The organism is Actinoplanes sp. NPDC000266 (assembly GCF_042899005.1).
Taxonomy (GTDB): Bacteria; Actinomycetota; Actinomycetes; order Mycobacteriales; family Micromonosporaceae; genus Actinoplanes.
Window position 1 is genome coordinate 90,092 of the sequence record NZ_JBIAZI010000013.1, and the last position, 13,046, is coordinate 103,137.

A 13,046-nucleotide genomic window follows, 5' to 3' on the forward strand; every position below is an offset into this window, starting at 1 on the left:
GATGCGCGCGGACGCGGAGCGCGAGTACGTCGAGTACGCGAGAGCCGGGGTGCCCCGGTTGCAGCGGCTGGCGTACACGCTGTGCGGTGACGCCCACCGGGCTTCCGACCTGGTGCAGAACACGCTGGTCAAGCTCTACACGCGATGGCACCGGATACGCACGGTGGAGCACGTGGACGCGTACGTCCGCAAGATGCTGTTGCGTCAGTTCCTGATCGAGCAGCGGAGCCCGTGGGCGCGCATCCGCCTGAGCGGTGAGGTCCCGGAACGGCCGGTGCGCGACAACGAGGACCGGCCGGCGCTGGTGGCGGCGCTGAAGCAGCTGCCGCCCCGGCAGCGGGCCGTGCTGGTGCTGCGCTTCGTCTACGACCTGCCGGTCGGCGAGGTGGCCGAGATGCTCGACATCAGCGACGGCACGGTCAAGAGCCAGAGCGCCAAGGGACTGGCCAAGATGCGTCACCTGCTCGAGGAGCCGGTGGCCGCCGCACAGTGGAGGAAGCATGAGGACTGACCGCCTGGCGGCGCTGCGCGACCTGGACGTGCCGCCGCTCGACGTGAGCATCGACCGGGCCGTCGTCACCGGCCGCCGCCGCGTCGCCTTGCGCAAGGCCGGGGCGGTGGCGCTGAGCGTGCTGGCCGTCGGCGGCGTGGTGGCGGCGGTGAACCGGCCGCACGACCAGAGGCTGATCACCCCGGCCGAGAACGGATGCCGGGCGGCCGCGCTCTCGATGCCGCCGGGGGAGAAGCGGGTGACGACCACCGCCGTCGATCCCCGGGGCCGCTTCATCGCCGGCGCGGTGCCGGCCTCGGAGGAGACCGGCGCGCAGGGCCGGGCGCTGCTCTGGGACGACGGGCGGCTGAAAGACCTGGGCATCACCGGCTTCGGGCCCACCCCGATGGGTGTCAACGACGGCGGCACGGTCGTCGGCGGGGTCACCCGCGGCGAGCGGCAGGTCGCGTGGGCGTGGACGAACGGCGAGGTCCGCGTCCTGCCCGTGCCGGCCGGCAAGGACGCCACCGCCTACGGGATCAACGAACGGGGCGACATCGTCGGCGTGGTTCTGGATCCTCACGGGTCGAGCCAGGCGGCGTTCTGGCCCGCCGCCGATCCCCTCAAGGTGCACCTGCTGGACGCTCCCGGTGCGGCCGGCGCCTTCGGCATCGGCGACGAGGAGCTGATCGTCGGCTATGCGGACGGCAAGCCGTACGCGTGGAAGTCCACGGTCGAGGGTGGCCCGTTGCCCGGCACCGGCGAGGGCAGCGCGACGGCGATCGCCGGCGACTGGATCGTCGGCACCTCCGGACCGTCCACCACCGAGGGTGTCATCGCGTCCCCGCGCATGGGCCCGAACGCGACCGGCCCCACCGTCCGCTGGCGGATGGACGGCAAACCCGCGCAGCCCGTGCCCGGCATGGCGGCTTCCGGCATCACCCGGACAGGTGTCGTGGCGGGAGTCACCACCAAGACGGAGCCCGCTCCGCCGTACCGGGAAGCCACTCTGTCGACCCGTCGCCTGCCGCACCTGAGCGCCGGCCGCGACTACGACGTGGCCACCGGAATCAGCGCCGACGGTACCGTCATAGCCGGTGAGCAGGCCGGCGAAACTATCACCCGCCCGATCGTCTGGCACTGCTGAGCGAGGCGATACGCTCTCCCGCGATGACGCGCACCGCCCTTTTCTGCAGCCGTCTGGTGGCGGCGTCGTGGTTCAATCTCGCCGGCTTCGCCGCCATCGTGATCAACGCGATCACGCTCGGCCTCGAGACGTACGATCCGGTGGTCGCGGCGGCCGGGCCGGTCCTGCACGCGATCGAGTACGCCTGCGTGGCGTACTTCGTCGTGGAGCTGCTCATCCGGTTCGGGGCCGCCGGAAAGGCGTTCTTCCGCGACCGGTGGAACCTGTTCGATGTGGTGATCGTGGCCGCGCCGCTGCTGCCGGGTGTGCGGGAGAACGTGACGCTGCTGAGGCTGTTGCGGCTGGCGCGGATCGTGCGCACGTTCCGGTTCTTCCCGAGCCTGCGCGTCATCCTGATCGGCATCCGGCGCAGCCTGCCCGGGCTCGGCAGCTTCCTGCTGGTCACGGTGATTCTGCTCTACGGGTACGCGATCCTGGGCTGGATGATGTTCGGCGAGGCCTACCCGGAGCGGTACGGCACGGTCGGGCAGGCCATGCTGACGCTGTTCCTGCTGCTGTCGCTGGACGGCATCACCGACACGTTGCAGGCCGGGCGTGAGGTGACCGAGTGGGCGGTGCTCTACTACGTGTCGTACATGGTCGCCGCCTGTTATCTCCTCACGAACCTGCTCGTCGGCGTGGTGCTGACCGCCCTGCAGGAGGCCCACGACGAGAACCGGGGTGCCAAGGCGTCCGAGCCACCGCTGCAGGAGCAGCTGGCCCGCCTGCACCTGCTCATCGACGAGCTGGAGCGACGCCTGCCCCAAGACCGGGAACTCCTGAAAGACTGACGATCATGGCGACAGAGGGCAGCACCCGGGCCGTGATCACCGCGCTCGGCGCGAACCTCACGATCGGCGTGTCGAAGTTCATCGCCGCCGCGATCACCGGGTCGGCCTCGATGCTGGCCGAGGGCGTGCACTCGGTGGCCGACTCGGCCAACCAGGTGCTGCTGCTGATCGGCGGGCGCCGGGCCCAACGGCCGGCCTCGGCGCTGCACCCGTTCGGTTACGCCCGGGAACGGTACGTCTACGCCTTCCTGGTGGCGATCATCCTGTTCAGCCTGGGCGGCCTGTACGCGGTCTACGAGGGCTATCACAAGATCCGGGACCCGCATCCGCTGGAATCGCCGATCGTCGCCGTCATCGTGCTGGTGATCGCGGCCGCGCTCGAGGGCTACGCGCTGCGCACCGCGGTCGGCGAGGCCAACCGCACCCGCGGCAAACGGGACTGGCTCGCCTTCATCAAGCGCACCCGCAACCCCGAGCTGCCGGTGATCCTGCTCGAGGACAGCGGCGCCCTCATCGGCCTGCTGTTCGCGCTGCTCGGCGTCGGGTTGAGCGTGGCCACCGGCAACGGCGTCTTCGACGGCATCGCCACCCTGTGCATCGGCTTGCTGCTGGTGACCGTGGCCGTGCTGCTGGCCACCGAGACCAAAAGTCTGATCATCGGCGAGTCGGCCGTGCCCGAGCAGATCACCGCGATCGAGACGGCGCTGCTCTCCTCGCCCGGCGTCGACCAGGTGATCCACCTGCGGACCATGCACCTCGGCCCGGACGAGCTCCTGCTGGCCGCCAAGATCGGTATCGGGGCGGAGGACGAGGGCCGCGACATCGCCGCGACCATCGACGACGCCGAGGCGCGGGTCCGCGCTGCCGTACCCTCGGCAAAGGTGATCTATCTGGAGCCGGACATCTACCGGCCGGCGTCCTGAGGAGTCGGGCATGGGCAGCTACGGATGGCAGATCGTCCTGGTCGTTTTCCTGGTGCTGCTCAACGCCGCGTTCTCCGGCAGCGAGATGGCGCTGATCTCGCTGCGGGACAGCCAGTTGCAGCGCCTGGAGCGCAAGTCGCGCACCGGCGCCACGCTGGCCAAGCTGGCCCGCGACCCGAACCGGTTCCTGGCCACGATCCAGATCGGCATCACCCTGGCCGGTTTCCTGGCCTCGGCGTCGGCCGCGGTGTCGCTGGCCAAGCCGCTGACCGATCCGCTGAGTTTCCTGGGCAGCGCGGCCGAGCCGGTGTCGATCGTGCTGGTCACCATCGTGCTGACCTTCTTCACCCTGGTCGTCGGCGAGCTGGCCCCGAAGCGGATCGCGATGCAGCGGGCCGAGGGCTGGGCGCTGATGGTGGCCCGGCCGCTCGACGTGCTGTCGGGACTGTCGCGCCCGGTGGTGTGGCTTCTGGGCAAATCAACAGACCTTCTGGTACGCCTGACCGGCGTCGACCCCAACGCGACACGCGAAGAGGTCACGACCGAGGAGATCCGCGACCTGGTCACCCAGCAGCAGGAGTTCACCCCGGAGCAGCGCACGATCATCAGCGGGGCCTTCGAGATCGCCGACCGGGTGCTGCGCGAGATCCTCGTTCCCCGCCGCGACGTCCTGGTCGTCCCGGCCGGCATGCCCGCCCACGAGGCGCTGGCCCGGCTCGTCGCGGGCGGGCACTCCCGGGCGCCGGTGACCGGGCCGATGGGCCTGGACGACGTGCTCGGCGTGACCCATCTGCGTGACCTGATCGACGCCTCGGGTCCCGTGCGGGACCACATGTTCGACGCGCTCTTCCTGCCCGAGAGCCTCAAGGTCTCCGACGCGATGATGCAGCTGCGCGCCCAGCGCCAGCAGTTCGCCATGGTCGTCGACGAGCGGGGCGCCATCGACGGCATCGTGACGATGGAGGATCTGGTCGAGGAGGTCGTCGGCGAGATCTACGACGAGACCGACCGCGACGTCCAGTCGGTGGTGCGTGAGGACGACGGCGCGCTGCTCATGCCCGGCACCTTCCCCATCCACGACCTGCCCGACGTCGGCATCGACATCGAGCGCCTCGGGGACGCCGACTACACGACGGTGGCCGGGCTCGTGCTGGCCAAGCTCGGGCACATCCCGACCGCGCCCGGCGAGACGGTCGACATCGACGGCGCCACGGCCGAGGTCACCCGGGTCGCCGGCCGCGCGATCACCGAGATCCGCTGGCGGAAACCTGTACCGGAATCCCGTTGAGCACGCTGTTGCCCGACAGCGGATCGATCGTCAGCTCGTCGGTGAGCAGGTTCGAGTTCACCCCCGGATGGTCGGCCGCCACCCGCATCCGCGTGCCCGGCACACCGTGGCCCCAGCCGTGCGGCAGGCTCACCACCCCCGGCATCACCCGGTCGGTGACCTCGACCGTCGCGCGCAGCAGACCGGCGCGTGACGTCACCTGAGCCTCATCACCCTCCTTGATCGCCAGCCGGGTGGCGTCGGCCGGATTGACCTGCAACGTGCACCGGTCGCGGCCTTTCACCAGCGCCGGCACGTTGTGCATCCAGCTGTTGTTCGACCGCAGATGCCGCCGCCCGATCAGCACGAGCTCGTCCGGGCGCCGCTCCAGCGCCACCCGGAGGCGCGCGGTGTCGGCCACGAGCGGCTCCGGGCACAGCTCGACCGTGCCGCTGGCCGTCCGCAACACTTCGGGGATCCGTGGCTCCAACGGTCCGAGATCGACCCCGTGCGGGCTCTCCAGGAGCTTTTGGAGGGTCAAACCCTTCGGTTGTACGCCGAACAGGTCGCCGTAGGCGCCGGTGCGCACCGCCACGTCGAGCAGGCGCTCGGCCGGATGATCACCGGTGACCTCGGCCCGCAGGTCGGCCGCCTCCCGCCCGAGCGGACCGGCCGCCTTTTCGAGGAGGGCGGCCAGCATCTGCTCGTGCACGACGGCCGGATCGGTGTCGCGGCCCGCGATGATCGAGGTGAGCCGGGCCAGGATGTCGCACTCGTCCAGACTGCCCGGGTCGGCCGGCAGCGCGGCCGGGGAGTACGCGGCGAAGTTGCGCACCGCGAGGGCCAGGAACGAGAAGTCGTAGTGGCCCTTCCGTGCCGGATCGGTCGGCGGCAGGATCACGTCGGCGTGCCGGGTCGTCTCGTTCAGATAGGGATCGACGCTGACCATGAAGTCGAGCCCGGACAGGGCCCGGTCGAGCCGGCCGCTGTTCGGCGTGGACAGCACCGGGTTGCCGGCGACCGTGACGAACGCGCGGACCTGACCCTCGCCCGGCGTCTCGATCTCGTCGGCCAGCGCCGCCACCGGCAGCTCGCCCTTGACCTCGGGCAGTCCCCGCACCCGGCTGTGCCAGCGGCCGACCCGGAAACCTTTACCGCCGGGGCGGCTCTGCTTGCGGGTGTGCGCGGCCAGCGGGAACATCACCCCGCCGGGCTTGTCGAGGTTGCCGGTCAGCACGTTCACCACGTCGATGAGCCAGCTGGTCAGCGTGCCGAACTCGACCGTGCACGTGCCGATCCGCCCGTACACGGCGGCGCTCGGCGCCGCGGCCAGCTCGCGGGCCAGCCGGACGATCCGGTCGGCCGGCACGCCGCACGCGGCCGCGACGGCCTCGGGTGGGAAGTCGCGCGCGAGGAGACGTACCCCCTCGACGCCTGAGATGTGGGGACCCACGTCGGTGAGCTCCTCGGCGAACAGGGTGTGCACGATGCCGAAGAGCAGGAACGCGTCGGTGCCGGGCCGGACGAACAAATGCTCGTCGGCGTTCTCGGCCGTGCGGGTGCGCCGTGGGTCGACCACGATGAAACGGCCGCCGCGCTGCTGGATCGCCCGCAGCCGGCCCGGGAAGTCGGCCGCCGTGGCCAGGCTGCCGTTCGACTCCCACGGGTTGGCGCCCAGGATGAGCAGCAGGTCGGTGCGGTCGATGTCGGGCACCGGGATGGCCAGGGGATTGCCGTACAGATAGCCGCAGGACACGTGCTTGGGCATCTGGTCGACCGTGCTGGCCGAGAACGTGTTCTTCGAGCCGAGCGCCTTGACCAGCGGGGTCACGTAGAGCCCGCCGGCCATGGTGTGCACGTTCGGGTTGCCGAGATAAAGGGCGACGGCGTCCCGGCCGTACGACTGAAGGACCGGCCCGAGAACCTTTTCGACCTCGGCGAACGCCTCCTCCCAGCTCACCTCGACGTGGCGGCCGTCGCGGCGCACCAGTGGGCGGCGCAGCCGGTCAGGATCGTCGGTGAGCTGGCCGAACGTCGCGCCCTTGGGACAGACGAAGCCGTGGCTGAAGACGTGGTCACGGTCGCCGCGGGCCGCCACGACCCGGTCGGCGGCGATGGTGAGCTCCAGGCCGCAGGCGGCCTCGCAGAGCGGGCAGGTCCGATATGCCGTACGCGTCGTCGCCTCAGCCATCGTGTCATGGTGCCATGATTCGACGATCTTCGAGCTGGTTGCGGGTGTGAGATAGACAGACTTGCATGCGAAGACTACTGACGGCGGCGGCGGTCGCCGTGACACTTGTCGTAGGTATCGCCGGGAGCGCGGTCGCCGCGCCACCGACGGCCACGGACCCGGGCGGTGGCTGGTCCGTGGTGGACGGAAAGCTCACCTGGACGGCCGCGAAACGGGTGCCGATGGGCGACGCGGCGGTCGAATTCTGGTCGGGCGACCGGCTGCTCGGAAAGGCGAAACCGCATCCGGACGGGCGGACCTTCTCCCTGGCCACCGGTGCTCCGGTCGGCGAACTTTCCGTGCGGGCCGCCGGTAAGAGACTCGACGCTCAGCCTGCGCCACGCCGCTCGCAGAAAACCGTCGTCCCGCCGCAGTCCCCCTCCGGTGGTGTCGACCCCGGTGTGCCGGGGCCCTATCGGACGGCCACCTCGGAATACGACGTGGCTCCGGTCAAGCTCGAATATCCCGCGCCGGTCGAGACCAAGGCCGTCGTCGTGGCGCCGGTCGGCGCGACCGGGAAACGGCCCCTCGCGCTCTTCCTGCACGGCCGGCACTCGGTCTGCTATCAGGGAAACAGCGAGGAAGTTCCGCAGGAATGGCCGTGCCCGGAAGGGACATTGCCGATTCCCAGCTACCGCGGCTATCTCCAGGCGCAGGAACTGCTCGCCTCGCAGGGATATGTGACCGTCTCCATCTCGGCCAACGGCATCAACGGGCAGGACTGGGCGAGTGAGGACGGTGGGGCGCAGGCCCGTGCCGAACTGGTGCGCCACCACCTCGCGCTGCTGGCCAAGGATCGCCGGGTGGATCTCTCGAAGGTCTATCTCGTCGGGCACTCGCGCGGTGGCGAAGGGGTCAGCCGGGCCGCGATGGCGGCCGACAAGCGGTGGACCATTCGCGGGCTGCTGCTCATCGGGCCGACGCTGTTCGGGCACAACCCGGTGCCGGACGTGCCGTCGGCGACGATCCTGCCCGGCTGCGACGGTGACGTCTTCGACCTGCAGGGGCAGATGTACGTGGACGAGACCCGGGGCGTCAGCCGCGGGAAAGCGGTGCACAGCGCGCTCTACATGATCGGGGCGAACCACAACTTCTTCAACACGGAATGGACGCCGGGACAGGCGGCGGCGCCGGCGTGGGACGACTTCTACAGCGGTGACGAGCCGGACGCGGTGTGCTCGCCGGGCACGCCGACCCGGCTGACGGCGGCGCAGCAGCAGAAGGCGGGAGCCACCTACATCGCGGCCGCGGCGCGGCTGTTCGTCCAGGACGACGACCGGGTGCTGCCGCTGCTCGACGGGAGCGGGGTGCGGGCGCCCTCGGCCGACCCGGCCCGGGTGCTCAGCCACGCGCTCGGCGGGCAGCGCAGCCCGGTGCTGATCCCGGGACCGGACGTCAAGGGCGTCCGGATCTGTGAGCAGGTCACCGACGTGGCCGCCCGCTCGTGCCTCGATCCGGAGGACATCGACTCGCGGATCGGGCACTTCACGACGTTCGGGCCGATCGTGCCCGAGCCGGGCCGCTACGCGGTGTCGCTGTCCGGGGCGGCGCAACGCGCCGTGCTGCCGCGGCCGGTGCGGGTGGACAGCGGCACGCTGGCTCTCCGGGTGATCGTTCCGCCGAACACGAGCGGCACGTCCTTCGGCGTGACGGCGGTCGCGGCCGACGGCCGCCGGGTGCGGCTCGGAGACGTACGGCTGAATGGTCTGCCTGGAACTGAATTGACGACCTCGTACTGGGGTCAGGAGGTTCGGTTGCCGATTCCGCGCCTGAACGTGAAGGCGCTCGAATTCTCGGGATCCGGGCCGGCGTTCGTGCTCGACGCGTGGGCGTACGGCAAAGGGACCCCGCCCACCGGAACCCCGAACCTGCCGCAACTGGACATCGGAAATCTGACTGTCGACGAGGGCGACTCGGGGGTGAAGACCTATCAGGTGCCGGTGACGGTGGAAGGACGTGGAAAGGGGCAGGTGCGGTTCTTCCTGCTCGACGCGGTCACCTATGAGGTGACGAAGACCTGGCTGGTCACCGTCGACCGCTCGCTGACCGTGCCGTTCCGGGTCGAGGGCGACGAGATGTACGGGGAAGGGGAGGGCCAATATCTGCTCGCGAAAGCCGAGCGGGGCTTCCAGATCCGCGACTACATCGGCGGCATAACGGTCGAGAACGACGATCCGGAACCGGCGGTCAGCGCGGCCGTGACATCGGTGCGCAAAGCCGAGGGCGAGACCCTGAGCTGGGAACTGCGATTGTCGGCGCCGGTCGAGTCCGCCTATTACGTCGGCGCGGCGCCGGAACCGCCGGCCGGGGCCGAGCTCTCCAGCACCGACGTCGACCCGGTCTGGTTCATGGACGTGGCCTGGGAGGAACCGGAACCGTCGCGGCCGCTCTCCTCGACGCCGGCGCTGCCCTGGGCGGTCTTCGAGCCGGGCTCGGAAACGGGCTCGCTCGTCGTCCCGACGATCACCGACACGCTGGCCGAGCCGGACGAGTCGGTCGAGCTGCACGTGACGCCCGACCTTGTGCTGACCGGAACGGTGAGCGGAAGCTGAGGCGCATGACCAACCACGTGTACCGCCTCAGCGAAGTCGTCGGCAGCAGCCCGACCAGCGTCGACGACGCGATCCGCACGGCCATCTCCAAGGCCAACCAGACCGTGCGCAACATCGAGTGGTTCGAGACGCAGGAGATCCGCGGCCAGGTGGTCGACGGGGAGGTCGCGCACTATCAGGTTCGGCTGAAGATCGGATTCCGGGTGGAAGACTGATTATTTGATCAGCACAGCGGCCAGGGCCAGCACGGCGGGAAGCGTCTGCACGTAGATGATCCGCCGGCTGGCCGTGGCCGCGCCGAACACGCCCGCGACGGCCACGCAGACCAGGAAGAAGATCTTGATAGCGTCGGCGCCGTCGATCAGGCCCCAGATCAGGCCGGCCGCGAGGAAGCCGTTGTAGAGGCCCTGGTTCGCGCCGAGCGTCTTCGTCTGCTCGGCGAACTCCGGCGTGGTCCCGAACGCCGCGCGCCCGCGCGGGCTCGTCCAGAGGAACATCTCCAGCACCAGGATGTAGATGTGGATCAGCGCGACGAGCGCGACCAGGACGTTCGCAACGATGATCATGCGGGCCAGGCTATCGCCACCTGAACAGCGTCTTGATTACCCCCTCCCGATGGGTCTTTCCTTGATGGAGGAGGGACACGCCATGATCAAAACGAGGGTAGTGGTCGGCGTCGACGGGTCGGCCGGTTCCATGGCGGCGGTGCGGTGGGCCGCCGGCGAGGCGAGGATGCGCCAGGCGGAGCTGCGGGTGCTGATCGCCCGCCACCGCACGGACTCCTTCTCGTTCGACGCCCAGCCGGCCGACGCCGACGCTTCCGTGGTGCACACGGCGGTGATGCAGGCCCGGGCCGTCGCCCCGGGGGTTTCGGTGCGAGGGGTCGCGCTGCCCGGATACGCCGTTCCGGTGCTGGTCCACGCGTCCGAGGAGGCGGCGCTGGTCGTCCTCGGCAGCCACGGCGACCGCGGCTTCTTCGGGCAGGCGCACGGATCGGTGTGCAGCCAGGTCGCCACTCAGGCGCACTGCTGCGTGGTGGTGGTGCGCGGCGGCGAGGTGCCGGCCGACCGCCCGGTGGTGGTCGGCGTCAACAGCGACCCCGACGCTTCCACGATCATCGGACGGGCCTTCGAGGAGGCGGCCATGCGCGGGGCGCCGCTGATCGCGGTCACCGTGCGGGACGGCGGGCCGTCGCCGGCCGCGGAGGCGCTGGGCGCCGAGATCGATCTTCAGCTCGACCCGTGGCGCGAGAAATATCCGCAGGTGCGGGCCACCCGCGAGGTGATCGGCGGCAAGCCCGACAGGGTCCTGCTGCAGCAATGCCGCGAGGCTCAGCTGGTGGTGGCCGGCGCCCGCCAGCAGGGCGCGCTGCTCGGCCCGGTCGGCACCCGCCTGCTGCAACGGGCCGAGTGCCCGGTGCTCATCGCGCGCGCCTGACCGCCTGCTGGTGGAGGATCTCCCGGATCTCGTGGGTCAGCCCGTCCGGATAGGTGTCCAGCAGCGCGTGCAGGTCGTTGAGCTCGTCATGACCGCGGTACATGGCGAGCTCGGCGGCCAGCCGCCGGCGCCGCTTGTGGTTGGCGCGGCGCAGCAGGAAGTCGCATCGCAGAATCAACAGGCGGGTTCGCAGCTCCATTGCCACTCTCCAGGGCCACTCCTTGGAGTCACCGTACGCCTCCGGGAGAGAAAAATGTCACACCCCTAAGGCACCATGGCGGGCATGAACCCACCGGCGATCGAAACCACGGGTCTGGTGAAGACCTTCGGCGACAACCGCGCGGTCGACGGCGTCGACCTGACCGTGCCCGCGGGCACGGTCTACGGCCTTCTCGGGCCCAACGGAGCAGGCAAGACCACGGTGGTACGCATGTTGGCGACGCTCCTGCGTCCCGATGGGGGCACCGCCCGGGTCTTCGGCCACGACGTGGTCCGCGACGCCGACGCGGTGCGCAGCCGGGTCAGCCTCACCGGGCAATACGCGTCGGTCGACGAAGACCTCACCGGCACCGAAAACCTCGTCCTGCTGGCCCGCCTGCTCGGGCACCGCAAGAGCGCGGCCCGCGACCGGGCCGCCCAGTTGCTGGCGGCGTTCGGGCTGACCGACGCGGCCGACCGTCAGATCAAGAAATACTCGGGCGGCATGCGGCGGCGCATCGACATCGCGGCCAGCATCCTCAACACGCCCGACCTCCTCTTCCTCGACGAGCCGACCACGGGGCTCGACCCGCGCAGCCGCAACCAGGTGTGGGACATCATCCGGATCGTGGTCGCCAACGGCACGACGGTGCTGCTGACCACGCAATACCTCGACGAGGCGGACCAGCTGGCCGGCCGCATCGCGGTGATCGACCACGGCAAGGTGATCGCCGAGGGCACGCCCGGCGAGCTGAAGTCGTCGATCGGCGCCGGCACGGTCCACGTCCGCCTGCGCGACGCCGCCCAGCGGCCGGAGGCCGAGCGGGTCCTGTCCGAGGAACTGGGCACGGTCGTGCAGCTCGAGGCCGATCCGGTCGCGCTGACGGCGCGGGCCGACGGCTCCTCCCAGGGTGCGGCCGCGCAGGCTTCGCGGGCGCTGGCCCGGCTGGCCGAGGCCGGCATCATCGTGGACGACTTCTCCCTGGGCCAGCCGAGCCTCGACGAGGTCTTCCTGGCTCTGACCTCTTCCCAGGCGGTGCCGGCATGACCACCACATCCACGTACACACCTTCCACTGACACGTTCAGCGCCGTGCTGTCCCGCAGCGCCGCGCCCACCCGCCCCAGCGCCCTGGCCGCCTCGCTCACCTTCGGCTGGCGCGCGATCCTGAAGATCAAGCACGTCCCCGAGCAGCTCTTCGACGTGACGGCGTTCCCGATCATCATGACGCTGATGTTCACGTACCTGTTCGGCGGCGCGCTGGCCGGCTCCACCAGCGAATACCTGCAGTTCTTCCTCCCCGGCATCATGGTCACCAGCGTCGTCATGATCACGATGTACACCGGCGTGGGCCTCAACACCGACATCGAGAAGGGCGTCTTCGACCGCTTCCGCACCCTGCCGGTGTGGCGCCCGGCCGCCCTGGTCGGCATGATCTTCGGCGACGTCCTGCGCTACATCCTGGCCGCCACCACGATCATGGTGGTCGGCCTGATCCTCGGCTTCCGCCCCGACGGCGGCGTGATGGGCGTACTGGGCGGCATCGGCCTGCTGGTCGTCTTCTCGTTCGCCTTCTCCTGGATCTGGACCATGTTCGGCTTGCTGCTGCGCTCCGAGAAATCGGTGATGGGCGTCAGCATGCTGGTCCTGTTCCCTTTGACGTTCCTGAGCAACGTCTTCGTCGAGCCGTCGACGATGCCCGGCTGGCTACAGGCGTTCGTGAAGGTCAACCCCATCACCCACCTGGTCTCCGCCATCCGCTCGATCATGTCCGGCACCCCCGACATGCCCGAGATCATGTGGACGTTGCTGGCCAGCGCCGCCTTGGTGGTCATCTTCGGAGCCATAACCATGCGCCTCTACAACCGAAAGTAGGCGGTGCGCCTCGTGGACTGGCTGCCTCCTTGCTGGGGCGTGGGGAGGCACTACAGATCTGAGGCCATGAGTGGGATCCGGGTCATGCCTGCGTGTC

At 70.0% G+C, this 13,046-nt stretch carries 13 protein-coding genes; 10 read left to right on the forward strand and 3 right to left on the reverse strand.

Going from position 1 to position 13,046, the window contains the following annotated elements:
* Position 1: 1 nt before the first annotated feature.
* Genes ACFY36_RS41470 through ACFY36_RS41490 form a run of 5 tightly spaced genes read left to right on the forward strand, consistent with a single transcriptional unit; the run spans position 2 to position 4,678 of the window.
* Positions 2-511, forward strand: a complete 510-nt coding sequence (locus tag ACFY36_RS41470) for a SigE family RNA polymerase sigma factor (RefSeq protein ID WP_499751406.1) — start codon at positions 2-4, stop codon at positions 509-511.
* On the forward strand, positions 501-1,637 hold the full coding sequence (locus ACFY36_RS41475) for a hypothetical protein (protein ID WP_499751407.1): 1,137 nt from the start codon (positions 501-503) through the stop codon (positions 1,635-1,637). Before ACFY36_RS41470 ends, ACFY36_RS41475 begins: the two co-directional genes overlap by 11 nt.
* A gap of 23 nt (positions 1,638-1,660) precedes the next feature.
* Positions 1,661-2,467 carry an ion transporter gene (locus ACFY36_RS41480; RefSeq protein ID WP_499751408.1) on the forward strand — a complete coding sequence of 269 codons (807 nt, stop codon included), beginning with the start codon at positions 1,661-1,663 and terminating at the stop codon, positions 2,465-2,467.
* A gap of 5 nt (positions 2,468-2,472) precedes the next feature.
* On the forward strand, positions 2,473-3,390 hold the full coding sequence (locus ACFY36_RS41485; RefSeq protein ID WP_499751409.1) for a cation diffusion facilitator family transporter: 918 nt from the start codon (positions 2,473-2,475) through the stop codon (positions 3,388-3,390).
* A 10-nt stretch (positions 3,391-3,400) separates the two neighbouring features.
* A complete protein-coding gene (locus ACFY36_RS41490; RefSeq protein WP_499751410.1) occupies positions 3,401-4,678 on the forward strand; it encodes a hemolysin family protein in 1,278 nt (425 codons plus the stop codon).
* Here ACFY36_RS41490 and ACFY36_RS41495 read toward each other — a convergent pair.
* Positions 4,635-6,848, reverse strand: a complete 2,214-nt coding sequence (locus ACFY36_RS41495) for a molybdopterin-dependent oxidoreductase (RefSeq protein ID WP_499751411.1) — start codon at positions 6,846-6,848, stop codon at positions 4,635-4,637. The genes ACFY36_RS41490 and ACFY36_RS41495 overlap by 44 nt on opposite strands.
* 65 nt (positions 6,849-6,913) lie before the next feature.
* On the opposite strand from ACFY36_RS41495, the gene ACFY36_RS41500 reads away from it, so the two are divergent.
* Both ACFY36_RS41500 and ACFY36_RS41505 read left to right on the forward strand, forming a co-directional pair.
* The gene (locus tag ACFY36_RS41500; protein WP_499751412.1) at positions 6,914-9,439 is read left to right on the forward strand and encodes an alpha/beta hydrolase; all 2,526 of its coding nucleotides are present in this window, start codon (positions 6,914-6,916) and stop codon (positions 9,437-9,439) included.
* 5 nt (positions 9,440-9,444) lie between these two features.
* A complete protein-coding gene (locus tag ACFY36_RS41505; RefSeq protein ID WP_498651808.1) occupies positions 9,445-9,654 on the forward strand; it encodes a dodecin family protein in 210 nt (69 codons plus the stop codon).
* Here the strand turns inward: ACFY36_RS41505 and ACFY36_RS41510 are convergent, their stop codons facing one another.
* A complete protein-coding gene (locus ACFY36_RS41510) occupies positions 9,655-10,005 on the reverse strand; it encodes a DUF1304 domain-containing protein (protein WP_499751413.1) in 351 nt (116 codons plus the stop codon).
* An 82-nt stretch (positions 10,006-10,087) separates the two neighbouring features.
* Between ACFY36_RS41510 and ACFY36_RS41515 the strand changes: the two genes are divergently transcribed.
* On the forward strand, positions 10,088-10,876 hold the full coding sequence (locus ACFY36_RS41515; RefSeq protein ID WP_499751414.1) for a universal stress protein: 789 nt from the start codon (positions 10,088-10,090) through the stop codon (positions 10,874-10,876).
* Here the strand turns inward: ACFY36_RS41515 and ACFY36_RS41520 are convergent.
* Positions 10,860-11,075 (reverse strand): hypothetical protein, encoded by a 216-nt coding sequence (locus ACFY36_RS41520; RefSeq protein ID WP_499751415.1) that lies wholly within the window; start codon positions 11,073-11,075, stop codon positions 10,860-10,862. The two genes, ACFY36_RS41515 and ACFY36_RS41520, sit on opposite strands and share 17 nt — an antisense overlap.
* A gap of 84 nt (positions 11,076-11,159) precedes the next feature.
* On the opposite strand from ACFY36_RS41520, the gene ACFY36_RS41525 reads away from it, so the two are divergent.
* Positions 11,160-12,122, forward strand: a complete 963-nt coding sequence (locus ACFY36_RS41525) for an ATP-binding cassette domain-containing protein (RefSeq protein ID WP_499751416.1) — start codon at positions 11,160-11,162, stop codon at positions 12,120-12,122.
* Positions 12,119-12,949, forward strand: a complete 831-nt coding sequence (locus tag ACFY36_RS41530; RefSeq protein ID WP_499751417.1) for an ABC transporter permease — start codon at positions 12,119-12,121, stop codon at positions 12,947-12,949. Before ACFY36_RS41525 ends, ACFY36_RS41530 begins: the two co-directional genes overlap by 4 nt.
* The last annotated feature ends 97 nt before the right edge of the window (positions 12,950-13,046 follow it).